Genomic DNA, 22,294 nt, shown 5'->3' with positions numbered 1-22,294 from the left:
CCGCGGTAAGGCTTCATGACTGTTTTTTTCCGGCTCTCCCTGGCCCTCGCCATGTTGCTTTTGGCGGGCTGCGAACAACCTCCACCCCCAGCCCTGGATCAACAGTTGTATATCTGGCAGCGCCAATGGACAAAGGCTCATGAGCCGGCGCTGCACCAAAGCCGGGGGGATTTTTCCACGCTGCGGGTGCTGGCGTTGCAGGCTTTTCCCGGGGCGGGCTGGCGCCGTGCGCGGATCGACCCAGGCCTGCTCAAGGCGGACGGCCGTCCGCTGATCGCCGTGATTCGCCTGGACGGCCAGCTCAAGGCCTTGAACCAGGACGAGGTCATTGCGCAAATCCAGCAAGTGCTGGGCGATTGGCAAGCCCAAGGCCTGACCCCGGTGGGCGTGGAGGTCGACCACGATGCCGGCAATGCACGGCTGCCGGCCTATGGAAACTTCCTCGGCCAACTGCGGCACAGCCTGCCGGCCAACCTGCGGCTCAGCATCACGGCGCTACCGGCCTGGCTCGACAGCCCCGCATTGCCGGGATTGTTGGACGCGGTGGACAGCAGCGTGCTGCAGGTCCACGCGGTGAGCGATCCGCGGCAAGGGCTGTTCGATCCGAAACAGGCCCGGCACTGGGCACAACGCTGGAGCGAGGTCACCACGCGGCCGTTTTATCTGGCCCTGCCAGCCTACGGCGTGGCGCTGCTGTCCCAGGAGAGCGGCGTGCCGGTAGTGGAAAGCGAAGTGCCGATCGATCGCGGCGGCGAGCGTCGGGAGTTGTTGGCCGATCCACAGCAAGTGGCCGGGCTTGCGGCGGATTTGCGGGCTGATCCGCCGCAACATCTCGCCGGGCTGATCTGGTTTCGCCTGCCGCTGGCCGGCGACCGGCGAGCGTGGAGCCTGACCACGCTCGGCGCCGTTGCCCGGGGCGATCGCCTGGACAGTCGCCTGGCGTTGCAATGGGGGGAGCAGGGCGGTTTGTACGATATCCGCCTGGTCAACCAGGGCAATCTCGACAGTCCCTGGCCCCAGCGCTTGACGCTGGCTGTCGGCGCCTGTGACGGCGTCGATGCATTGGCAGGCTATACGTTGCAACAAACCCCTGGACTGCTTACCTTCACCCGCATTCAGGAAGGCCGCTTGGCGGCTGGTAGCCAACGAGCAATCGGTTGGGCGCGCTGTACGAAAATCGACCAAGGAGGTTTCAATGTTTACCCGTAAGTGGCCTCGTCACCTGCTGTGCCTGAGCCTGTGCCTGCCGCTGGGCTCGGCGCTGGCCTGCGGGCCGGATTTCCCGATGCGCCTGCTGGATAACCGCGCCCAGACGCTGGCGGAGTTGCCCGAAGGCAGCTTTCGCTTCGAGGTCAGCCGCCTCGGCCAGGCGATTGCCGGGCTCAAGCCGGCCACCGAGGCGACGCGCAACCCGGACTACAGCTATGACGACCTGCCTTCCTACGTTGAACAACGTAACCAGGCCGAGCAGATTGGCCTGACCCCGCCGCAACAAGCGGTGGTGGAGCGCCTGCGTGCGTTGACCGATATCGACCAGGTGGCGGCCGAAGCGGCCAACCTGCCCGATGAGCTGCGCCTGTATGCGCTCGGCGCGGCGGCTTTCAACGTCGGTGAGCATCAGCGCGCCGTGGAAACGTTCCAGCAATTGCTGGCGTTACCGGCTGACCAGCGACGGTTGCGCAGCACCTGGGCCGCGTATTCCCTTGGGCGGGCATTGTTTGCCGTGAGCACCGAGGCGGGCAGCGGCGACCCTGTGGCCTTGCAAGATCAGGCGCGTGCGGCATTTCGTCAGGCCCGGGAAATGAGCATCGCCGGGTTCAGCGATCCGCTGGAACTGGGCATCGCCAGCCTCGGCGAAGAGGCCCGGGTGGCCTACACCGCCGACGACTGGGACAGCGCCATCGGCCTGTACGCGATCCAGAACCTGCAAGGGTCCCCGGTCGGCTACAGCTCGTTGCTGCAATTGGCACAACGCCTGAGCGTCGAGTCGGATGAACGTTTGAGCGAGTTGCTCAAGACCAAAGCGGTGCAGCGACTGGTCACCGCCTACCTGCTCAGCCGCGTTGGCTGGTGGGACGGTGAAGAACCTTCGGGTGAGAAAAGGCTGGTCAAACTGTTGCAGACCAACGCCCGGGATAACCTGGATGATGCTGACCGTTTGGCGGCGGTGAGTTACCAGCACGGCGATTACGCCAACGCTCAAGCGTTTGTGCAAAAGGCTCCCGACACAGGCTTGGCCTGGTGGGTGCGCGCCAAGCTGGCCTTGCGCGACGGCGACAAGGTGGCCGCGGCGGCGGCTTATGCCAAGGCTGCCCAGGCGTTTCCGAACGATGAATCCTGGGGCAGCCGGCGCACACCGGATTGGAATTACGAATCGGTGCAACCCAAGTGCCGGGTCGAAGGGGAAAGCGCGATCCTGGCCTTGCAGCGCGGTGATTACCTGCAAGCCTTCGATCAGCTCTATCGCGGCCAGAGCAACTATTGGTACGACGCCGCCGCCGTCGCCGAGCGGGTGCTCACAGTGGATGAGCTCAAGCAGTACGTCGACGCTCAAGTCCCGGCGCCACCGGCGTTGAGCCAAGAGGACCGGGACAACTACGTGCCGCTGCCAGTGGCCGCGAGCTTACGCAATCTGCTGGGCAGGCGTTTGCTGAGGGAAGGGCGCTTTGATGAGGCGCCGGCTTATTTCGATAACCCGGACCTGCAGAACAAGGCCCGTGCCTATGGGCAATTGCGCCAGGACGCCGAGTCCAAATGGTGGCCAACCCGGCGGGCCGAGGCGTATTTCCATGCGTCCTGGATGGCGCGCAAATGGGGTATGGAACTGCTCGGCTATGAGATGGCGCCGGATTACGCCAGCCTGGGCGGCAATTACAGCCTGGAACCGGTCGAGCTGAACGTCGGGCCACTGGTGGCCGAAGGTGAAGTGCAACGCCAGCAGGCCAACGCCGCGCAGCCGGACGTGCGCTATCACTATCGGTTTGTCGCCACGGCGCTGGCGAGCCAGGCGGCGGATTACCTGCCCCATACCAGCCAGGCGTTTGCGGCGGTGCTGTGCAAGGCGGTGGGGTACAACTCCAGCCTTGAAGAGCAAAGCGCGCTGTACCAGCGCTATGTGAAGGAAGGCCCGTACGTGGATTGGGCTGGGGATTTTGGTCATCAATGCCAGCAACCGGACTTCGGCAAAGCGAACAAACGCTACGTGACCCAGGCCCTGGACCCGATCCGCTCGGCGCTGCGACCTTACAAGGTTTGGCTGGAAGTGGGCGGGGTCGTGCTGGTGGTGGCGGTGGGGTTGGGGTTGATCAGCCGTCGGCGGCGCAAGGCCCGGATGTCAGCCTCCTGAGGTGAAGCACCCATTGTGGGAGCGAGCTTGCTCGCGATAGCGGCATTGCAGGCACTACAAGTGCCTATGGATGACCACATCGCGAGCAAGCTCGCTCCCACAGGGCGGGTGTTATCGCCCGTGGAGCGTCGTTCCTACATCTGCGTCGCCATTCCCTCCACATTCATGGCCGCCTGGCGCAACGCCTCTGAACGGGTAGGGTGCGGGTGGCAGGTCAGGGCGATGTCCTCGGCCGAGGCACTGAACTCCATGGCCACGCAGTACTCCCCGATCATCTCACTGACGCTCGGGCCCACCAGGTGCACGCCAAGGATTTCATCGGTGCGCTCATCGGCCAGGACCTTGGCGAACCCTTCGGTTTCGTGGTTGATCTTGGCCCGGCTGTTGGCCGTGAACGGAAACTTGCCGACCTTGTAGGCGCGGCCTTCGGCCTTGAGATGCTCCTCGGTCTGGCCGACGCTGGCCAGTTCCGGACGGGTGTAGATGACGCTGGGAATCAACGCATAGTTGACCTCGGCGGCCTTGCCGGCGATCTGCTCGATGCAGGCCATGGCTTCGTCTTCGGCCTTGTGGGCCAGCATCGGTCCGGCCGTCACGTCGCCGATCACCCAGACGCCGGGTGCTTCGGTGCGGTGACGCTGGTTGGCGAGCATGCCGCGTTTATCGGTGCTCAACCCGACGTTCTCCAACCCCAGCCCTTGTGTGTAGGGCCGCCGACCGATGGCCACCAGCACGTAATCGGCATCCAGGGCCTGTGCTTCGCCGCCCGCCGCCGGTTCGATCTGCAATTGCACGCCGCTGGCCGAGGTCGTGGCGCCGGTGACCTTCGAACTCAACTTGAACTCGATACCTTGTTTAGCCAAGGCTCGTTGCAAGGTCTTGCCGGCCTCGCCGTCCACACCCGGACAAATGCGATCGAGGTATTCCACCACGGTCACCTGGGCGCCCAGGCGCCGCCAGACCGAGCCCAGTTCGAGGCCGATGACGCCAGCGCCGATCACCACCAGATGCCGGGGCACCTCACCCAGGGACAAGGCGCCGGTGGAGTCGAGGATGCGCTGGTTGTCGATGGTCACGCCTGGCAGCGGCATGGGTTCCGAGCCGGTGGCGATGACGATGTCCTTGGCGTTGAGTTCGGTCTTGCTACCATCGGCACCGGTGACGGTCACCTTGCCCGGTCCGTCGATGTGGCCCCAGCCTTTGATCCAGTCGACCTTGTTCTTGCGAAACAGAAACTCGATGCCCTTGGTCAGGCCCGTCACGCTTTCGTCTTTCTGCTTCATCATTTGCGCAAGATTGAGGGTCGGGCTGACTTCAATCCCCAAGTTGGCGAACTCCGTGCCCGTGGCCGCTTCGTACAGTTCCGAGGCGTGCAGCAACGCCTTGGAGGGCATGCAGCCGACGTTCAGACAGGTGCCGCCCAGGGTGGCTCGACCTTCGACACAGGCAGCCTTCAACCCTAACTGCCCGGCCCGAATCGCCGCGTTATACCCACCGGGGCCGCCGCCCAGAATGACCACGTCGTAGTTGCTCATCGCTGTTCTCCCGCTTGGCTTGATAAAAAATTATGGTCGTAATATGAGCGTTTGCAGAGATTCCGGTCAAGGCTTAAGTCAAGAGGCCGGCGTGGGCCTTGTCATGAAGAATTCAAAACGGAAATTTCACAGTAATCGTTATAAGGTAACGGCCTATAACGAAGCGGCGGTGGCGTCTGCCCACAGGCCCGGATTTTGATCGCCACGAAAGCTGGGATGGTATGCAAGTCGATCTAGATATCGAAGGGGCACAAGTGGCCGAATGGCCGCGTTTCCAGCGCGCGTCGTTTCAAGGGCGCCGCTTGAAGCTTATCGCCTGCGCCTTGGGAAGCGTGGCGGGATTGGGCTTGGTCCTGGCGTTTTTTATCGGCGTGTTTTCGCCGCAATCTTTGTGGCCAGTCTTGCTGGTCAGCCAAGGCGCGGGACTGTTGGTGCTGGTGGCGGGCTTGCAATCCGCTTGGTGGGTGACCCAATGGCGCAGCAGGGCGTTGCTGCCCGCTGTGGATAACCTGCCGGCGGAAAACGAGCCTGTTGATAACTTGGGTTGGTATGAGCGGCTGCTGGACCGCATCGGTGCCCGTTCGGTCGGCCTGCTCAAGCAAATCGGTGCGCCTGCGTTGTGGTTGGCCGGTTGGGCCGTGTTGGTATTGCTGGGCCTGGAGCAAGCCTGGGACTTGCAATTGCCGGCTGCCGCCCTCGGTGTTTCGGCCAGTGTGGGGGCAGTGCTGTCGTTGTTGTTGGCGTTCGGGTTATTGGTGTTCGAGCGGCAATTGACCCAGCAGCGCCCCGTGGAATGGCCGGAAGCGCCAGCGCTGGCGCAACTGACGCGGGTGGCGATCATCGTGCTGGTGCTTGGCGCCTTGTGCTTGCTGTTCGCTGCAGAAACGTCCATCTGGCCGGTGCGCCTGGCGGTGTTGATGGGGCTGTTGCCGGGGCTGGTGGCGGCGGAGTTGTTGTTGCGCGCGGTGCTATCGTGGTTTATCCCGCGTCGGGACGCCCTGGAGCCGACGCTGCTGGGCCGCAGTGTCATCGCCGATCTGCTGCGCTGGCCGCCGCAACCCTGGCTGGCCTTGCAGCATGAACTGCATAACCGTTTCGGCATCGACCTGCGCCAGATCTGGGCCTTCAGCTACATGCGTCGGGCTTTTTTGCCGGTGTTGGCGTCAGTGGCGCTGGTGGGCTGGTTGTTGACTGGTGTGCATGAAGTGCCGCTGCAGGGGCGGGGCATCTATGAGCGCTTCGGTAAACCGGTAGAGGTGTTCGGTCCCGGCTTGCATGTCGCATTGCCTTGGCCGTGGGGCAGGGTGCTCAAGGTCGAGAATGGCGTTGTGCATGAACTGGCGACCATCGTTGCGGATAGCCGTGCGGTGGTCGAGGCTGAACCGGCGGAGGGGCCGGCACCGGCCATTGCCAATCGCTTGTGGGACGCCAGTCATGTGAACGACAAATCCCAGGTCATTGCCAGTCGTCGTGCCGACCAGCAGAGCTTCCAGATCGTCAACATGGATGTGCGCTTTGTCTATCGTATCGGCCTGACGGATGCCGCGGCGTTGGCGGCGACTTACAACAGCGCCGATGTGCCGACGCTGATCCGCAGCACCGCCAGCCGCATCCTGGTGCATGAGTTTGCTTCGCGTACGTTGGATGGTTTGTTGGGCGCCGACCGTGTGAGCCTGGCCGACGAAATCGGTCGCGCTGTCCAGACTGATCTGCAATCCCTCGACAGCGGTGTGGAAATCCTGGCGACGGTGGTGGAGGCGATTCATCCGCCGGCCGGTGCGGCCAATGCCTACCACGGCGTTCAGGCGGCGCAGATCGGCGCCCAGGCATTGATCGCTCGGGAGCGTGGTGCGGCGGCGGAACAGACCAACCAGGCGCAATTGCAGGCCAGCATCGCCCATGACCGGGCCAGCGCCACCGCGCGGGAAATCAACGCGGCCGCCCAGGCTGCCGATTTGCGTTTCAACGCCGACCGTAAAGCCTACGCCGCGGCGGGGCACGCTTTTGTGCTGGAACATTATTTGAGCCAACTGAGCCAGGGCCTCGGCAATGCCCAGTTGCTGATTCTCGATCATCGCCTGGGCGGTAGCAGCAACGCGCCGACCATCGACTTGCGAACCTTCACGCTGCCGGCCGACCCCGCGTCGCCGCGTAACCCTGTCCCGCCAGGAGCTGCCCATTGAGCCAGTCCTCTTCACACGGTCACCACGACCACGCCGGTCACGATCACGGCCATGCCGGTCATCACCATGGCCATCATCACCACCATCACGGCGACCCGCAGCAAGCCGGTCCGTTTCCTTGGCGGCGGATGGGCTGGGCGGTGTTGTTGGTGGCATTTGCCGTCGCGGCCGCGAGCCTGGTGCAAGTGCGGTCGGGGGAGGCCACGGTCATTACTCGTTTCGGCAATCCGGCCCGGGTGCTGCTGCAACCTGGCCTGGGGTGGCGTTGGCCGGCGCCGTTCGAGGCGGCGATCCCGGTGGACCTGCGATTGCGCACCACGTCCAGCGGCCTGCAGGATGTCGGTACCCGCGATGGACTACGGATCATTGTCCAGGCCTACGTAGCCTGGCAGGTCCAGGGCGATCCGGACAACGTACAGCGTTTCATGCGCGCGGTGCAGAACCAACCGGACGAAGCTGCGCGGCAGATCCGTACATTTGTCGGCTCCGCGCTGGAAACCACGGCCGCCAGTTTTGACCTGGCGAACCTGGTCAACACCGATGCCAGCCAAGTGCACATCGCCGATTTCGAAGCACAGTTGCGTCAGCAGATCGATCAACAGTTGCTCACCACTTACGGTGTGCGAGTGTTGCAAGTCGGTATCGAACGCCTGACTTTGCCATCGGTGACACTGACCGCAACGGTAGACCGCATGCGGGCCGAGCGCGAAACCATCGCCACCGAACGCACCGCCATCGGCAAGCGCGAAGCGGCGCAGATTCGTTCCGCCGCAGAACGTGATGCCCGCGTCGTGCAAGCCGATGCCACGGTAAAGGCCGCTGACATCGAGGCGCAATCCCGGGTAGACGCGGCCGAAATTTATGGCCGGGCGTACGCCGGCTCTCCCCAGCTCTACAACCTGCTCCGGTCGCTGGACACCTTGGGCACTATCGTCAGCCCAGGCACCAAGCTGATTTTGCGCACCGATGCCGCGCCATTCCGTGTCCTGGTGGACGGTCCTGCTTCCATGGACGGCAAAGGTGGAACACAACCATGAGTTTGGTTCCACGTGGAACAAATGTGTTATCCAGTCCGTGGATCCAGGCCGGGCGTTTGGCGTTTCTAGCGCTTTACGCCGTCACGGTGTTGGCGGCGTTGGCCTGGGTATTTTCCAACGTGCGACAGATCGACCCGCAGAATCGTGCGGTGGTGCTGCACTTCGGCGCCTTGGATCGTATCCAGAATGCCGGCCTCTTGCTGGCCTGGCCGCGCCCCGTGGAACAAGTGATCCTGCTGCCAGCAGCGGATCGGGTGCTCGAGCGGCGGGTGGAAAATCTGCTGCGCTCGGACGCGGCCTTGCAGGCTGATCGTGTGGCCAGTTTCGCCACGCCGGTGAGCGATGCATTGGCCGGTTCCGGTTATTTATTGACCGGTGATGCCGGCGTGGTGCAACTGGATGTGCGGGTGTTCTACAAAGTGACTGACCCTTACGCTTTCGTCTTGCAAGGTGAACATGTCTTGCCGGCACTGGACCGACTGGCGACCCGCAGTGCCGTGGCCCTGACCGCGGCCCGGGACCTGGATACCATTTTGGTGGCGCGCCCCGAACTGATGGGCAGCGACAACCAGGCGGCCGAGCGCCGCGAACGCTTGCGAGGCGATCTGGTTCAGGGGCTTAACCGACGCCTGGCTGACCTGGCTACGACGGGGCAGGGGCTGGGCATCGAAGTGGTGCGGGTCGATGTGCAATCGAGTCTGCCCGGGCCAGCGGTGAGTGCTTTCAACGCGGTACTGACCGCCAGTCAGCAGGCCGACAAAGCCGTGGCCAACGCCCGGACCGAAGCGGAAAAACTCACCCAGGTCGCCCGGCAGGACGCTGATCGTACCGTGCAAGTCGCCCATGCCCAGGCCAGCGAGCGGCTTGCCAAGGCTTCGGCCGACACAGCCACGGTGCTCGGGCTGGCGAAGACCCAAGGCAGCGATCCGCAAATGCTGCTGCGCCTGTATCGCGAACGCATGCCTGCCATCCTTCGCCAGGCCGGTTCAGTGACCACGGTCGACCCGAAAGACGATTCTCGCCTGATCATCCAGGGAGCCGGCCAATGACCGCTCGAACGCCTGCTGTACCGATGTTGTCCTCGGCGGAGCAACGCATCGCCGCCCGGCAACTGACCTTGGCGATGCTCGCTCTCGGCTTGCTCGCATTGGGCCTGGCCTGGCGCGGCTGGTTGCCGGAGCAGAGCGGCGTCAGCCAACTGCTGTTGGGGTTCGCCTCGCTGTTGGTGGCGGTGCCGGTGATGCGTTCGGCCTGGTACAGCTTGCGGTACCCAAGCCTGCACGGAATCACTGATCAACTGATCGCCCTGGCGATGCTCGGCGCCTGGGCCACCGGCGATCTGCTGACCGCGGCGTTACTGCCGATCATCATGATCTTTGGCCATGTGCTGGAAGAGCGCAGTGTCATCGGTTCCCAAGAGGCGATCCATGCCCTTGGCCAACTGACCCGCAGCCAAGGTCGCAAGGTACAGGCCGATGGCTCGATCATCGATGTCGACAACGCGACCCTCCAGGCCGGCGATGTCGTGGAAGTGCGCGCCGGTGACCGGGTGCCGGCCGATGGTCGGGTGCTGTCCGGCCAGGCCAGCCTCGACACCGCGCCTATCACCGGTGAGTCGGTGCCGCTGGAGGCGGTGGTTGGCACGGAAGTCTTCGGTGGTGCGATCAACCTCGATGGCCTGCTGCGCCTGGAGGTGACCCGTACCGGCGAAGCGTCCACCCTGGGCAAAGTCATCGCCTTGATGCAAAACGCCGAACGTTCCAAGCCACCCATCACCCGTTTGCTGGAACGCTACGCCGGCAGTTACCTGGTATTGGTGTTGTTGCTGGCGGCAGTGACCTGGTTCGTGACCAACGATGCTCAGGCGATGTTGGCGGTATTAGTGGCGGCGTGTCCCTGCGCGTTGGTGCTGTCGGCGCCGGCCACTGCCATTGCCGGGATCGCGGTGGCGGCACGCCACGGGATCCTGATCCGCAGCTCGGCCTTCCTGGAAGAACTGGCGGACCTGACCTCGTTGGTCGTCGACAAGACGGGCACCTTGACCTATGGCGTGCTGCGCCTGCAATCCATCGAGCATGCCCAGGACGCTCACGCATCGTTGCTGCTGCCGTTGGCTGCCAGCCTTGGTTCGGCCAGCAGTCATCCGGTCAGTCGTGCCTTGGCGGGGCTGGTGGAACAGGACAACTGCCTGGCTCTGACGGACATTCGTGAGCGCCAAGGGTTGGGTGTGGTCGCGATGACGGCTCAGGGCGAAGCGGCGCTCGGACGGCCGGAGTTGTTTGCACAGCTGGGCATTCAAACATCAGCGGTTCCTGAGCACGACGGCCCGATTGCCGGTCTGGCGCTGGATGGGCAGTTCCTCGCCTGGCTGCTGTTGGCCGACAGCGTCAAGCCGGAGGCGGAGGTGGCCATGGCCGAGCTGCGCGAGTTGGGTCTGGGCCGTCAGTTGCTGTTGACCGGCGACCGCCAGAGCGTGGCCACGACCCTGGCCCGGGATGTCGGCATCGGCGATGTGCAAGCCCAGGCCTTGCCGGAAGACAAACTCAAGCGGGTCATGGCTGAAATCGACCATGGGTTTCGCCCGATGGTGGTGGGCGATGGCATCAACGATTCCCTGGCGCTCAAGGCCGGGGTGGTGGGTGTTGCCATGGGAGCGGGTGGTGCAGACATCGCCCTGGCGTCGGCGGACATCGTGCTGATCGGCAGCGACCTGCGGCGCCTCGGCACCTGCGTGCGATTGAGTCGCCAGTGTCGGCGCACGTTGCAGGTCAACGTGATCATTGGCTTGGGCTGGACGCTGGCCATTGTTGCCTTTGCCGCCTTCGGCTGGCTTGGCGCGGCGGGGGCGATGATCGCTGCGCTGCTGCACAATCTCAGTACCCTGCTAGTGTTAGGTAATGCCGGGCGCTTGCTGCGGTTCCAGGAGCCACTGCTCAAGATCCAAGCGAAGGGCACCGTTGGGTAGGGTCAGCGAACTGCGCGTGGTACTTGCAGTCTGCTATTGGAGAGGGCGTGCCAGCGCAGAAGTTACCCGCCACAGGAGTGATTTGGGACAGCGATAGAAAAAGGCTATAAATTCGATAGCCTGCTATTTTTCTAGCATGGTCTACCCTCATTTCAGACGTCTGAAACAAGGGGGGATTCTCCATGCTCGCGCAACTTCCACCGGCCTTACAGAATCTGCATTTACCGCTTCGGCTGCGGCTCTGGGATGGCCATGAATTTACACTGGGGGCCGACCCCAGCGTCACGATTGTGGTTAAGGACCCACAAATGGTCGCGCAATTCACCCACCCCAGCCTGGACGCATTGGGGGCGGCGTTTGTCGAAGGCAAGCTGGAACTCGAAGGCCCGATCCACGAAGTCATTCGGGTCTGCGATGAATTGAGCCAGGCCTTGGTCGCGGACGATCCCGAGAACCAGCCGGTACGCTCGGTCCACGACAAGGAAACCGACGCCAAGGCGATCTCCTACCACTACGATCTTTCCAACGCGTTTTATCAGCTATGGCTCGACAGCGACATGGCCTATTCCTGTGCCTATTTCGAGACAGGCAGCGAAACCCTCGAGCAGGCCCAGCAAGCCAAGTTCCGCCACCTGTGTCGCAAACTGCGGTTGCAACCGGGTGACTACCTGCTGGATGTCGGTTGCGGATGGGGCGGCCTGGCGCGTTATGCCGCTCGGGAATTTGGTGCCAAGGTCTTCGGCATTACCCTGAGCAAGGCGCAGTTGATGCTGGCCCGGGAGCGGGTCAAGGCCGAAGGCCTGGAAGATCAGGTCGAGTTGCAACTGCTGGATTACCGTGACCTGCCCCAGGACGGCCGCTTCGACAAAGTGGTCAGCGTGGGTATGTTCGAGCATGTCGGCCACGCCAACCTTGCGCAGTACTGCAAGACGCTGTTCGGTGCCGTGCGCGAGGGTGGGCTGGTGATGAACCATGGCATCACTGCCAAGCACACCGACGGGCGTCCGGTCGGTCGCGGCGCGGGCGAGTTTATTGAGAAGTACGTATTCCCCAACGGCGAGCTGCCGCACCTGTCGATGATTTCCGCGCAGATCAGTGAAGCGGGGCTGGAGATCGTCGATGTGGAAAGCTTGCGCATGCACTATGCACGCACGCTCGATCACTGGAGTGAACGCCTGGAGGACAACCTCGAGGCAGCGTCGAAGGAAGTGTCGGAGCAGGCACTGCGGATCTGGCGTCTGTACCTGGCCGGCTGCGCCTACGCCTTCGCCAAGGGCTGGATCAACCTGCACCAGATCCTGGCGGTGAAGGCCCATGCCGACGGTAGCCATGAGCTGCCCTGGACCCGCGACGACATCTACACCCCTTAGAGAATCGGGGAAATAAGCCGGGCGATCCGCATGCCGACCTTCTGCAGGCGGTGGGTCTCCCGGCTTTCCTGTTTGTCGATTTCCTGGGCCTGGGCAAAGTCCTCTTCAAGCATTTGCTCGACTTCGCTGGCGAATGGAATATCCACGGTGAGCAGCATGACTTCGAAGTTCAAGCGGAACGAACGGTTGTCCAGGTTCGCACTGCCAATGGCGCTGATTTCCCGGTCGATCAACACCACTTTCTGATGCAGGAAGCCCGGTCCATAACGGAACATCCGCACACCGGCCCGTACCGCTTCAAACGCGTACAGGCTGGACGCTGCGTAGACGATCTTGTGGTCGGGCCGCGAGGGCAGCAGAATGCGTACATCCACGCCGCGCAGCACCGCCAGGCGCAAGGCTGCGAACACTGCTTCGTCGGGGATGAAGTAGGGTGTGGTGATCCAGACGCGTTCGCTGGCGGCGTGAATGGCCTCGACGAAAAACAGCGAGCAGGTTTCATAAGCGTCGGCCGGGCCGCTGGCCAGCAACTGGCAAAGCACGCCGTCGTCCGGGTAGCTGTCCGGCAGGATCAGCGGGGGCAGGGATCGGGCTGCCCAGAACCAGTCTTCGGCGAACGACTCTTGCATACTCGCCACCACCGGCCCGCACACTTGCACGTGGGTGTCGCGCCACGGCGCCAAGGGTGGTTTATCGCCCATGTATTCGTCACCGACGTTGTGCCCGCCGACGAATCCTTGCACGCCGTCCACCACCACGATCTTGCGATGGTTGCGAAAGTTGACTTGGAATCGGTTGAGCCAGCCGCTGCGGGTGGCGAACGCTTTTACGTGGACGCCACCGTCGCGCAAGGCTTGCACGTAGCGGTGGGGCAGGGAGTGGCTGCCAATGCGGTCATAGAGCAGATACACGGCCACGCCTTCGGCGGCTTTCTTCAAGAGCAGCGTGTGCAGGCGTTGACCGAGACGGTCGTCATGGACGATGAAAAACTGGATCAGCACGGCCTCTCGTGCCTGCTCGATGGCCTGGAAAATCGCCTCGAACGTGGCGTGGCCGTTGACCAGCAAACGCACCTGATTATTGGCCAGGCACGGTGTGCGCCCCAGTTTCGGCATGGCCCGTAACGAGGCGTAGGCTTGGGAGGCGCGAGCGGTCAGGGCTTCTTCGACCCAGGGGCGCCAGTTCAATTCGGAGATTGCCTTGCGCATTTCTTCGTTGGCTTGCCGGCGTGCCTTGATGTAACCATCGAACGTGCTGCGGCCGAACACCAGGTAAGGAATCAACGTTAGGTAGGGAATGAAGGTCAGCGACAGGGCCCAGGCAATCGAGCCTTGGGCGGTGCGCACCGTCAGCACGGCGTGGACGGCGGCAATGGAACCCAGGGTGTGGAGCAGCGCGATCAGGTAACCGAAAACATGCGGGCCGAAATAATCCATGGGGCAGCCTTGCTCCTGAAGTTTCAATGCTTAACAGACCATGTTCCGTGGCGAATGTCGCTATTTAATTCACCGGTTCAGGCCCTGAACCGAAGCCCGTGGCCGGCGTCTAACGGCCACTTGTCCTCTGGAGTTCGTGTAATGAATGTTCGTCTGCTGGGTGTGGCCTTGGCGATGGGTTTGTCGGTTTCGATGGCGGCTCAGGCGCAGATGCTCCAGCCGGGTTTGTGGGAATTGACCACCAGCAATATGAAGGTCGATAACCAGAACCTGCCGGACCTGCAACTGATCCTCGGCCAGTTGCAAACCCAGATGACCCCGGAGCAACGGGCGATGCTGGAAAAGCAGGGGATTACCATGGGGGGGAAAGGCATTCGCGTGTGCCTGACCCCGGCGCAGGTGCAAACCAATGATATCCCGCTGCAGGACCCGCAATCGGGTTGCAAGCAGCAGATCACCGAGCGCACCGGCAATCAGTGGAAATTTCGCTTCAGTTGCCCGAAAGCCCAGGGTACTGGGGTCGCGACATTCCAGAGTGATCGTGAATTCACCACCAAGGTCAACGGCACGTTCAATGCCACCGGCATCCAGCAGAACGGTAGCCTCGATACTCGCGCGGTATGGCTGGGCCAGGATTGCGGGACGGTCAAGCCGAGGGCCTGAAGCTCCTTTGAAGTAATCGCTCGGTGAGCCTGTGGAAGCCACGCGTGCTCGCGATGCAGACAAATCGGTGAGTCGCCAAGGGCATCACCGTTCATCGCGGGCAGGCCGTGCTCCCACAAATACTCTAAGGCCGACTCAGCGCCTCGTACAACGTGTTGAGGTTGTATTCGAACAGGCCGGTGAACGTGCTGGCCGGTCCGCTGGCGGCGAGTGCATCGGAGTAGAGCGTGCCGCCGATGTGAGCGCCGCTCTCCTCGGCGATCTGCTTGAGCAGGCGGGCGTCCTTGATGTTTTCCATGAACACCGCTTTGACTTTCGCCTGACGGATCTGGGTAATCAGCGCCGCGACTTCTGCCGCCGACGGTTCACGTTCGGTGGATAACCCCTGGGGTGCCATGAACTCGATGCCATAGGCCTGGCCCAGGTAACCGAATGCATCGTGGGACGTCACGATCCTGCGATTACCAGCAGGCAATGCGCCGAGCTTGGCCTTGGCTTCGGCAAGTAGGGCGTAGATGTTCTTCAGGTATGCCTGGCTGTTGCGTTCGTAGTCGGCCTTGTTGGCCGGGTCGGCAGCTTCCAGTGCCTTGGTGATGTTGCTGACATACAGCTCGGCGTTCGCCAGGTTGTGCCATGCGTGCGGGTCGGGGATGGTCTCGCCGTCCTCATCCAGTGACCGCGGGATGACGCCACGGCTGGCGCTGATCACCGGGGCGCTGGTTTCGGTGCTGGTCACCAGGCGGTCCAGCCACGGCTCGAAGCCCAAGCCATTCTTGATGATCAGTTTTGCCCTGAGCAACGCCTTGGCGTCATCTGGCGTGGGTTCGTAGGTGTGTGCATCGGCGTCCGGCCCGACCATGTTGGTGATTTGAATGTGCTCACCACCGACCTGTCGGGTCATGTCGGCGAGGATGCTGAAGCTGGTCACTACCTGAAGCTTTTCGGCGGCGGACAGGGACATGGACAGCATCAGACTGATTAGCACGAGCAGTACGCGCATCGGGAAACACCTCATTGGGATGTGAGCAAGGGCGGGCGGCGCAGCAAACCGTGCACCGGCCCGAATACCACCGACAGCAGATACGACACGCCCGCCACCAGAACGATGGACGGTCCGCTGGGCAGTGAGTAATAGAACGACAACAGCAGGCCGAGCCAAACCGAGAGGCAACCGAACAGCGCAGCGATCAGCATCAGCAGCGGCAGGCGACGGCTCCAGAATCGCGACGCGGCGGCTGGCAGCATCATCAGGCCGACCACCATCAACGCGCCGATGGCCTGGAAACCGATCACCAGGTTCAACACCACCAAGGTCAAGAACACGCCATGGGCCAATGGGCCGAGACGACTGACGGTTTGCAGGAACAGCGGGTCGAGGGTATCGAGCAGCAGCGGTCGATAAATCAACGCCATCGCCACCAGGCTGACGCCGCAAACCCACAGCATGCCGTTGAGTGTGGGGCCGTCCACCGCCAAAGCCGAGCCAAACAGCAGGTGCAGCAAGTCCAGGCGTTTGCCGGCCATGCCGAGGATCAACACCCCGGCCGCCAGGGAAATGGGATAAATCGCCGCGAGGCTGGCGTCCTCTCGTAGGCCTGTGCGCCGGGTAATCCAGGCGGCGAGCCCAGCCATGCTCAGGCCCGCACCCAGGCCGCCCAGGGTCAAGGCCGGCAGGCTCAGCCCGGCGAACCAGAAGCCGAGGGCGGCGCCAGGCAGGATGCCGTGAGCCACGGCGTCACCGATCAGGCTCATGCGCCGAAGGATCAGGAACACACCCAACGGCGCCGTGCTGCATGCCAATACCAGGCCACCCAGCAAGGCCCGACGCATGAAGACAAACTCTTGGAAGGGTTGCCAGAAATGCGTGGCCGCGAGCATCAGGCCACCCACGCATGGGGTTGTTGGGCGATCAAATCGACACTGCGGCCCAGCACGCAGCCGGTGTTTTTGATCAGCAGTGTATGGGGGACATGTTGGCGTACCGCTGCCAGATCATGACACACCACCACGAGGGTCCTGCCCGCCGCGTGCCAGCGATGAATGTGCTTCCACAGTAGCGCCTGGCCTTGTTCATCGAGGGCGGCATGGGGTTCGTCGAGCAGCAGCAAGGGCGCTTCGGCCAGGCTCAGGCGAGCGAGCAGGGCGCGTTGCAGTTCGCCTCCCGATAGCGCCATTAGCGGACGCTGCTCAAGGCCGCTCAGTGCCCAATCGTCCAGTACGGTCTGCAGCAACTGTCTACGCATGGCTGGTGTGTGGCGATTGCCCCAAGAGCCGGCCGCCACCAGATCTTGCAAGTTGATGGGAAATTGCCGATCCAGATGTTGCTGCTGAGGCATGAACGAGACGCCACCACGCCGTGGAACACTCAAGGTAACTTTGCCGGCTAGCGGCTTTTGCAGCCCCGCGAGTACTTTCAACAGGCTGCTCTTGCCCGAGCCGTTGGCACCGATGATGGCGGTGAGGCTGCCTGCCGGTCGCTCCATGGCGAGGGGCGGGGTGAGGGGTTGTCCGGGAGCACCCCAGCGCAGTGCTTGGCAATTGATCATGATGGTTCCCGGGTCCAGCGGCTTTGTGCCACGGCGTCATGGGCATGAAGACTTTCGGCGTGAACAACACGGACATCCAGGGCGGTGATCTGCGATGAGCAGGCCAGGGCCGTACTCAATCGCCGCGCGGCGTCTTCGCAGAACATCAGGTTTTGCCCGTTGGCCAGGGCGAATGCTTGTTCATCGGCGCGTTTCACGGCGGTCTGCACGGCGGTGCCGAGGGCTGCTTCGGCTTGGTTGATGAACCACTGCAGCGGCAATTCGTCGACAGCGGCGTCCAGACGTAGCGTCAAGGTCGCTGTGCTGCGCTGGCTATGCGGCGTGGCGACAATGCCGTTCGATGAGCCCAACCACGCGAGAATTTCGGCATGCTCAAGTTTCTTGTTAGCAAAGTCGTCGACAAATTGCTGTTGGATCAGCTGCCGGGCAAGGGCTGCCGAACAAGGGCAAGTCGAGGAATAGGGGATCTGAATCTTCAGTTCCACGTGGAACATTGTGTTTTTCAAGTGAGCTTCGATGCTCACCGGATAGCTTTTCCAGCCTGCCAACGGGCTGATTAACGCCGGACGTTTGAGCAGCAGATCGGCATGCACGCTGAGCGAAGCCGCACGGGATAAACCTTCATGGCTGTCGAGGAATTGCTCCAGGATTCGGCGCAAAAGCGCGGGCGAAAGTGGCGTCTCTTCCAGCAACCCCAGAGCCAGGTATAAGCGCGACATATGAATGCCACGCGCCTCGCTGTCATCGAGGCTGACACCGGCGTCGACCGTTGCGCCGAGGCGCTGGCCATCAATCAACACCGGCGTTGCGATGCCGCACATGCCTACCCAATCAAGGGGCAGGGTTTGATGTGAAACCTGCGCAGCCACATCGGGCAGTGTTAACGCATTCATGGTCAAGGCCCATCGAAGGTTAAAATTAGATGTTATAGTATAACAGTTAATTTTAAGAAGCCTTTTCCATGAAAGGAGTTTCATCTCCCTGAATGCTCACGTTCCACGTGAAACATTAACGCGATAAATCTTGGCATCCATTCATGCGGCCGCATGTAAATGCGCCGGTGCTACCGCCCGAGCTGGAAAAACGATTGAGGGTTGTCCAGCCCACACGTCGGCTGTATCCAACCCAACTTTCTCCATCCGACGCCAGTCCGGTAAAGAACGTGAGCTGACCGTAACGGCTGTTCGTTTGCGCCCAATAGCGGCGACTGGTGGCTTCAAAACCGCGTAAATAAATAGTGTTTCCAGCCGTCGCAACGCTATAGGCATTGCCTTGTATATCCACACACGCCAGCAAATTCGCGCTACGAGTGCAGTTTGCCAAGAGCGGACTCTGAGCCGCAGCGCCTAACGCCCACAGCAACAGTGAGCTCGCAAAAACAAATTTCAGATGATTGCGCATGAATTGATCTCAGACCAATGAAGAGCGGCGGGACTGGTTAAATTGTGTAGTTATACTATAACATAAAAAGCAACCAGGCCCTGAACCCAGCCGAACCCTGGAACCGAGCCGTCATCGAAGCGGCCGTCCGATGAGGATATACCTGATGCCCAATCGTCTTCCCGTCACCGTACTTTCCGGATTCCTCGGTGCCGGTAAAAGCACACTGCTCAATCACGTCCTGCGTAATCGCGACAACCTGCGGGTTGCTGTGATCGTCAACGATATGAGCGAGATCAACATCGATGGCAGCGAAGTCCAGCGTGATGTCACCCTGAGTCGTTCCGAAGAGAAACTGGTGGAAATGAGCAACGGCTGCATCTGCTGCACGTTGCGTGAGGACTTGCTCGAAGAAGTCGGGCAACTCGCCAGGGAAGGCCGTTTCGACTACCTGCTGATCGAATCCACCGGTATTTCCGAACCGCTGCCAGTGGCGGAAACCTTCACGTTTCGCGATGAAGAGGGCCGAAGCCTGGCCGATGTGGCGCGACTCGACACCCTGGTAACGGTGGTCGATGGGGTGAATTTCCTACTGGATTACCAGGCCGCCGAAAGCCTGGCGTCACGGGGCGAAACCCTGGGTGAGGAGGATGAGCGCTCGATCACCGATCTGCTGGTCGAACAAATCGAGTTTGCCGACGTGATTCTGATCAGCAAGATCGACTTGATCAGCCAGCATGAGCGGGAAGAGTTGACCGCGATTCTGCAGCGTCTCAACGCCCAGGCGCAGATCATCCCTATGGTCATGGGACAGGTGCCACTGGGCAGAATCCTCGACACAGGCCTTTTCGACTTCGAACGCGCCGCCCAGGCACCTGGTTGGCTACAGGAACTGCGCGGTGAGCATGTGCCAGAAACCGAGGAGTACGGCATCGCCTCGACCGCTTATCGGGCTCGCCGGCCGTTTCATCCCCAGCGGTTCTTCAACTTCATCGACCGGCCGTGGCCTAATGGCAAACTCCTGCGCTCCAAGGGGTTCTTCTGGCTGGCCAGCAAGCCTGAGGAGGCGGGCAGCTGGTCTCAGGCTGGTGGCTTGATGCGACATGGCTTCGCCGGACGCTGGTGGCGGTTCGTGCCGAAAAACCAATGGCCGCAGGATGAAGAGAGCACAGCGGCGATCATGAAGAACTGGCTGGCTGCCACAGGTGATTGCCGTCAGGAGCTGGTCTTCATTGGTCAGGACATTGATTTTGGTCAACTCGCCGCTGAACTGGATGCTTGCCTGCTCACCGATGCGGAGATGGCCCTCGGGGTCGAAAGTTGGCGCTTGTTGCCGGACCCGTTCGGACCGTGGCATGAAGAGGCGGCAGCGTGATGCTGGCGCCCAGTCTGAAACGAGCGACACAAGTTCGACAGGTCCAAGGTGATACGCCACGGGTATTCACGCAGATCCTGGACGACGGCACCAACCTGGCGGTCTGGCAGCGTCAGCTTCCCGCGCATATCAGCGATTTTGCTGCCATGGTGCTGGCGATGGACCAGCCGCTGGCTGAATCACGGGTGCTTGAGTTGCCAGAGGAAGACACCCAGCCAGCGCTGCACGGTCTGGCCGGGGGCTTCAGCGACCTGCAGGGCTATGAAGGCTTTATCGCCGATGTTTCCTGGCTGGTCTGTGCGTTTGCCTGCCTGTTGGGCGCGCAACGTGTGGGTCTGCGTCTGCGCACGCTGGACAAGGCCATGTGCCCGCGCTTCCACGTTGACCACGTACCGGTGCGATTGCTGACCAGCTATGCGGGCGTCGGCAGCCAGTGGCTCAAGGAAGAGGCCATGGATCGCCTGCACTTGGCACAGCCTGGAGCAGGGCCGGTTGATCCGCACGTGATCCAGCAGTTTGGTTGCGGTGATGTCGGCTTGCTTAAAGGCGAGAAATGGCACGGTAATGAGGGGTTTGGTCTGATCCATCGCTCGCCGGAGCCTGCGCCGGGAGAGCGTCGCCTGATTCTCACGCTGGATTGGCTGGCTTAAGGCTTGAGCCAGGTGCCTTGGCTTTGCCCTTCGCAAAATGGCTGCAGGTACGCGGCATCGGTCGCCACGCCGTAATAGTGAATATCCTGGCGGTAAGGCATATTGGCGACCTGGGCGTTGCTGCAAACGCCGAACGCGCCGCCAGGGCATTGATCGACGTATTGCACCTCGACCTTCTGGCCGGCAAGGTTTGGCTGGCAGAAGCCATCGGCAAACAGTTTCTGCGGAATGCTGCGGTTCTGTTGGCAGACTTTCACATCGAGTCGTTCCGCCTGGCTGTGAACCACGCAGGCCTGGGCCAGCGCCTGGTCCGACGTCAGTGCCAGTAACAACCAGCCGATCAATCGCATATTCACCTCCATCGAAAGCCGTCGATTATGTTGCAGCACATTCCCACCCATGTCATTGCTGGCCCGTTGGGCGCCGGCAAGACCAGTCTGATCAGGCATCTGCTGGCCCAGCGACCGGCCAATGAACGCTGGGCGGTGCTGATCAACGAGTTCGGCCAGATCGGCCTGGATGCCGCGCTGCTGACCCAGGCTGGCGATGGTATCGCACTGGGCGAAGTGGCCGGCGGCTGCTTGTGCTGCGTCAACGGCGCGCCGTTTCAGATCGGTCTTGGGCGTTTGCTGCGCAAGGCCCGGCCGGATCGGCTGTTCATCGAACCCTCGGGCCTGGGTCATCCGGCACAGTTGATGCGACAACTGAATGAAGCCCCATGGCTCGGCGTGCTCGCGGTACAACCCTGTGTGCTGGTGTTGGATGCCCGGGCAATGGCGGACGGCAAACCCTTGCCCGATGCACAGCGACAAACCCTGACGAATGCCGGACTGCTGGTGCTGAACAAATCCGAGAGCGTCACGCAGGCCGATCGCGAACGGGTGACGGCACAACTGTCAGGGTCTGCGTTGTACTGGACGCAACACGCGGCATTACCGATTGATCGATTGCCAGGCCTTGCGGCTCAGGGCAGCGGGTCTGTGGATAACGTGAACCTGCCCAAGAGTCTGGGGCAGATCCCGGCGATCTGGACCGATCCGACGCAACCCATCTGCCTGTATCAGCAGCAGGACGGAGGCTGGAGTATCGGCTGGCGCTGGCATCCAAGCCAACGATTCGACGCAGCGGCGCTGTCGCGATGGCTACAAGACCAGGGCTGGAAACGGGCGAAGATGGTTATCCACAGCCGCGACGGTTGGGTTTCAGCCAATGCGTTGGAGGGGGCGGCGCTGGGTTGGCAAGCCAGCGAGTGGCGCCAGGATTCTCGGATCGAGCTGATTTTCGATCAGCCGCAAGACGTCGATAGCCTCAAAGCCGGTCTGGTGAGTTGTCGTTGTTCCTGAATCAGCCCTGTTTCAAGGCTTCCACTTGTTGTGTTCCTGGCGCCACTGGCTCAATTCGATGACTTCAGCCCTGGGCCTGGTCTGGACCGGTTCGATGGGCGCTGGCGGTGTTTCTTCGAAGGGCATCGGGTAGGGCGCCAGCTCTATGTGTGCGCTGTGGGCCCCAAATTGGGTGATGGTGCCCGAATGGCGGCTTTCGCCGGTGACGGTGAACTCGAAGGTGTAGACGCGAGCCAGGCGTCGTCGACCATTGGCGTCCTTCACGAAGCCGATTTTTTTCAGCGCCACGTTGCCGTCCAGCAGCTCGATCTTGAGGTTGGCGCAATGCTGCATGACCCTCGCCAACGCCCGTTCGCGCAAGCCATGGTTGTGCCACAGCCAGGCGCCGCCGGTGGCCAGCAGCATCAGCACGAAGATGTTTCCAAGGGTCAGCATGAACGAAGTGCTCCAACAAGTTGCTGTCAG

At 62.0% G+C, this 22,294-nt stretch carries 20 protein-coding genes; 11 read left to right on the top strand and 9 right to left on the bottom strand.

What is annotated here, in order from left to right:
- The first annotated feature begins 15 nt into the window (after window positions 1–15).
- Window positions 16–1,209: a DUF3142 domain-containing protein gene (locus AB7M32_RS04185; protein WP_454249161.1), complete on the top strand. Its 1,194-nt coding sequence runs from the start codon at window positions 16–18 to the stop codon at window positions 1,207–1,209.
- Window positions 1,196–3,346, top strand: a complete 2,151-nt coding sequence (locus AB7M32_RS04180) for a hypothetical protein (protein ID WP_454249160.1) — start codon at window positions 1,196–1,198, stop codon at window positions 3,344–3,346. Before AB7M32_RS04185 ends, AB7M32_RS04180 begins: the two co-directional genes overlap by 14 nt.
- 134 nt (window positions 3,347–3,480) lie before the next feature.
- Here the strand turns inward: AB7M32_RS04180 and lpdA are convergent, their stop codons facing one another.
- Window positions 3,481–4,881, bottom strand: coding sequence for a dihydrolipoyl dehydrogenase (gene lpdA, locus AB7M32_RS04175; protein WP_454249159.1), 1,401 nt, complete (start codon window positions 4,879–4,881; stop codon window positions 3,481–3,483).
- A gap of 221 nt (window positions 4,882–5,102) precedes the next feature.
- On the opposite strand from lpdA, the gene AB7M32_RS04170 reads away from it, so the two are divergent.
- From AB7M32_RS04170 to cfaB, 5 genes are all read left to right on the top strand, one after another.
- A complete protein-coding gene (locus AB7M32_RS04170) occupies window positions 5,103–7,064 on the top strand; it encodes an SPFH domain-containing protein (protein ID WP_454249158.1) in 1,962 nt (653 codons plus the stop codon).
- Window positions 7,061–8,101, top strand: a complete 1,041-nt coding sequence (gene hflC, locus AB7M32_RS04165) for a protease modulator HflC (protein WP_454249157.1) — start codon at window positions 7,061–7,063, stop codon at window positions 8,099–8,101. Before AB7M32_RS04170 ends, hflC begins: the two co-directional genes overlap by 4 nt.
- The gene (gene hflK, locus AB7M32_RS04160; protein ID WP_454249156.1) at window positions 8,098–9,150 is read left to right on the top strand and encodes a protease modulator HflK; all 1,053 of its coding nucleotides are present in this window, start codon (window positions 8,098–8,100) and stop codon (window positions 9,148–9,150) included. The genes hflC and hflK overlap by 4 nt, the downstream gene beginning before the upstream one ends.
- Entirely contained in the window at window positions 9,147–11,066 is a 1,920-nt protein-coding gene (locus AB7M32_RS04155; RefSeq protein WP_454249155.1) for a heavy metal translocating P-type ATPase, read from the top strand. Before hflK ends, AB7M32_RS04155 begins: the two co-directional genes overlap by 4 nt.
- 182 nt (window positions 11,067–11,248) lie before the next feature.
- Entirely contained in the window at window positions 11,249–12,436 is a 1,188-nt protein-coding gene (cfaB, locus tag AB7M32_RS04150; protein ID WP_072407588.1) for a C17 cyclopropane fatty acid synthase CfaB, read from the top strand.
- Here cfaB and cls read toward each other — a convergent pair.
- Window positions 12,433–13,872, bottom strand: a complete 1,440-nt coding sequence (cls, locus tag AB7M32_RS04145; protein ID WP_060739952.1) for a cardiolipin synthase — start codon at window positions 13,870–13,872, stop codon at window positions 12,433–12,435. The two genes, cfaB and cls, sit on opposite strands and share 4 nt — an antisense overlap.
- Window positions 13,873–14,013: 141 nt before the next feature.
- Between cls and AB7M32_RS04140 the strand changes: the two genes are divergently transcribed.
- Window positions 14,014–14,535, top strand: a complete 522-nt coding sequence (locus AB7M32_RS04140) for a DUF3617 domain-containing protein (protein ID WP_454249154.1) — start codon at window positions 14,014–14,016, stop codon at window positions 14,533–14,535.
- A gap of 124 nt (window positions 14,536–14,659) precedes the next feature.
- Here AB7M32_RS04140 and AB7M32_RS04135 read toward each other — a convergent pair whose 3' ends face one another.
- From AB7M32_RS04135 to AB7M32_RS04115, 5 genes are all read right to left on the bottom strand, one after another.
- Complete coding sequence (locus tag AB7M32_RS04135) at window positions 14,660–15,535, bottom strand: metal ABC transporter substrate-binding protein (RefSeq protein ID WP_454249153.1); 876 nt, start codon at window positions 15,533–15,535, stop codon at window positions 14,660–14,662.
- A gap of 11 nt (window positions 15,536–15,546) precedes the next feature.
- Window positions 15,547–16,413: a metal ABC transporter permease gene (locus AB7M32_RS04130; RefSeq protein ID WP_454249152.1), complete on the bottom strand. Its 867-nt coding sequence runs from the start codon at window positions 16,411–16,413 to the stop codon at window positions 15,547–15,549.
- A complete protein-coding gene (locus AB7M32_RS04125; protein WP_454249151.1) occupies window positions 16,413–17,081 on the bottom strand; it encodes a metal ABC transporter ATP-binding protein in 669 nt (222 codons plus the stop codon). Before AB7M32_RS04125 ends, AB7M32_RS04130 begins: the two co-directional genes overlap by 1 nt.
- Window positions 17,078–17,974: a GTP cyclohydrolase FolE2 gene (gene folE2, locus AB7M32_RS04120; protein ID WP_454252097.1), complete on the bottom strand. Its 897-nt coding sequence runs from the start codon at window positions 17,972–17,974 to the stop codon at window positions 17,078–17,080. Before folE2 ends, AB7M32_RS04125 begins: the two co-directional genes overlap by 4 nt.
- A gap of 115 nt (window positions 17,975–18,089) precedes the next feature.
- Window positions 18,090–18,482, bottom strand: coding sequence for a glutamine synthetase (locus AB7M32_RS04115; protein WP_454249150.1), 393 nt, complete (start codon window positions 18,480–18,482; stop codon window positions 18,090–18,092).
- A 145-nt stretch (window positions 18,483–18,627) separates the two neighbouring features.
- Between AB7M32_RS04115 and zigA the strand changes: the two genes are divergently transcribed.
- Window positions 18,628–19,836, top strand: coding sequence for a zinc metallochaperone GTPase ZigA (gene zigA / locus AB7M32_RS04110; RefSeq protein WP_454249149.1), 1,209 nt, complete (start codon window positions 18,628–18,630; stop codon window positions 19,834–19,836).
- Window positions 19,836–20,486 carry a DUF1826 domain-containing protein gene (locus tag AB7M32_RS04105; RefSeq protein WP_454249148.1) on the top strand — a complete coding sequence of 217 codons (651 nt, stop codon included), beginning with the start codon at window positions 19,836–19,838 and terminating at the stop codon, window positions 20,484–20,486. Before zigA ends, AB7M32_RS04105 begins: the two co-directional genes overlap by 1 nt.
- Here the strand turns inward: AB7M32_RS04105 and AB7M32_RS04100 are convergent.
- Window positions 20,483–20,836, bottom strand: a complete 354-nt coding sequence (locus AB7M32_RS04100) for a hypothetical protein (RefSeq protein ID WP_060739960.1) — start codon at window positions 20,834–20,836, stop codon at window positions 20,483–20,485. The genes AB7M32_RS04105 and AB7M32_RS04100 overlap by 4 nt on opposite strands.
- 27 nt (window positions 20,837–20,863) lie before the next feature.
- Here AB7M32_RS04100 and AB7M32_RS04095 point away from each other — a divergent pair, with 27 nt between their 5' ends.
- Window positions 20,864–21,829, top strand: a complete 966-nt coding sequence (locus tag AB7M32_RS04095; RefSeq protein ID WP_454249147.1) for a CobW family GTP-binding protein — start codon at window positions 20,864–20,866, stop codon at window positions 21,827–21,829.
- A gap of 12 nt (window positions 21,830–21,841) precedes the next feature.
- Here AB7M32_RS04095 and AB7M32_RS04090 read toward each other — a convergent pair whose 3' ends face one another.
- Window positions 21,842–22,264 carry a DUF3301 domain-containing protein gene (locus AB7M32_RS04090; RefSeq protein ID WP_053126721.1) on the bottom strand — a complete coding sequence of 141 codons (423 nt, stop codon included), beginning with the start codon at window positions 22,262–22,264 and terminating at the stop codon, window positions 21,842–21,844.
- Window positions 22,265–22,294 lie beyond the last annotated feature (30 nt).

The sequence above is a fragment of the Pseudomonas sp. R151218B TE3479 genome, assembly GCF_053629195.1.
Note: the sequence above shows the minus strand (reverse complement) of the source record. Positions and strands in the feature narration are given on the sequence as shown.

Excerpts from the sequence above, each read along its gene's own strand:
- lpdA (WP_454249159.1), bottom strand. The coding sequence starts at position 4,881 with ATGAGCAACTACGACGTGGTCATTCTGGGCGGCGGCCCCGGTGGGTAT.
- zigA (WP_454249149.1), top strand. The coding sequence starts at position 18,628 with ATGCCCAATCGTCTTCCCGTCACCGTACTTTCCGGATTCCTCGGTGCC.
- AB7M32_RS04100 (WP_060739960.1), bottom strand. The coding sequence starts at position 20,836 with ATGCGATTGATCGGCTGGTTGTTACTGGCACTGACGTCGGACCAGGCG.
- AB7M32_RS04135 (WP_454249153.1), bottom strand. The coding sequence starts at position 15,535 with ATGCGCGTACTGCTCGTGCTAATCAGTCTGATGCTGTCCATGTCCCTG.
- AB7M32_RS04125 (WP_454249151.1), bottom strand. The coding sequence starts at position 17,081 with ATGATCAATTGCCAAGCACTGCGCTGGGGTGCTCCCGGACAACCCCTC.
- hflK (WP_454249156.1), top strand. The coding sequence starts at position 8,098 with ATGAGTTTGGTTCCACGTGGAACAAATGTGTTATCCAGTCCGTGGATC.
- AB7M32_RS04155 (WP_454249155.1), top strand. The coding sequence starts at position 9,147 with ATGACCGCTCGAACGCCTGCTGTACCGATGTTGTCCTCGGCGGAGCAA.
- AB7M32_RS04130 (WP_454249152.1), bottom strand. The coding sequence starts at position 16,413 with ATGCTCGCGGCCACGCATTTCTGGCAACCCTTCCAAGAGTTTGTCTTC.
- AB7M32_RS04180 (WP_454249160.1), top strand. The coding sequence starts at position 1,196 with ATGTTTACCCGTAAGTGGCCTCGTCACCTGCTGTGCCTGAGCCTGTGC.
- folE2 (WP_454252097.1), bottom strand. The coding sequence starts at position 17,974 with ATGAATGCGTTAACACTGCCCGATGTGGCTGCGCAGGTTTCACATCAA.
- AB7M32_RS04115 (WP_454249150.1), bottom strand. The coding sequence starts at position 18,482 with ATGCGCAATCATCTGAAATTTGTTTTTGCGAGCTCACTGTTGCTGTGG.
- AB7M32_RS04090 (WP_053126721.1), bottom strand. The coding sequence starts at position 22,264 with ATGCTGACCCTTGGAAACATCTTCGTGCTGATGCTGCTGGCCACCGGC.
- AB7M32_RS04170 (WP_454249158.1), top strand. The coding sequence starts at position 5,103 with ATGCAAGTCGATCTAGATATCGAAGGGGCACAAGTGGCCGAATGGCCG.
- AB7M32_RS04095 (WP_454249147.1), top strand. The coding sequence starts at position 20,864 with ATGTTGCAGCACATTCCCACCCATGTCATTGCTGGCCCGTTGGGCGCC.
- AB7M32_RS04105 (WP_454249148.1), top strand. The coding sequence starts at position 19,836 with ATGCTGGCGCCCAGTCTGAAACGAGCGACACAAGTTCGACAGGTCCAA.
- cls (WP_060739952.1), bottom strand. The coding sequence starts at position 13,872 with ATGGATTATTTCGGCCCGCATGTTTTCGGTTACCTGATCGCGCTGCTC.
- AB7M32_RS04185 (WP_454249161.1), top strand. The coding sequence starts at position 16 with ATGACTGTTTTTTTCCGGCTCTCCCTGGCCCTCGCCATGTTGCTTTTG.
- AB7M32_RS04140 (WP_454249154.1), top strand. The coding sequence starts at position 14,014 with ATGAATGTTCGTCTGCTGGGTGTGGCCTTGGCGATGGGTTTGTCGGTT.
- cfaB (WP_072407588.1), top strand. The coding sequence starts at position 11,249 with ATGCTCGCGCAACTTCCACCGGCCTTACAGAATCTGCATTTACCGCTT.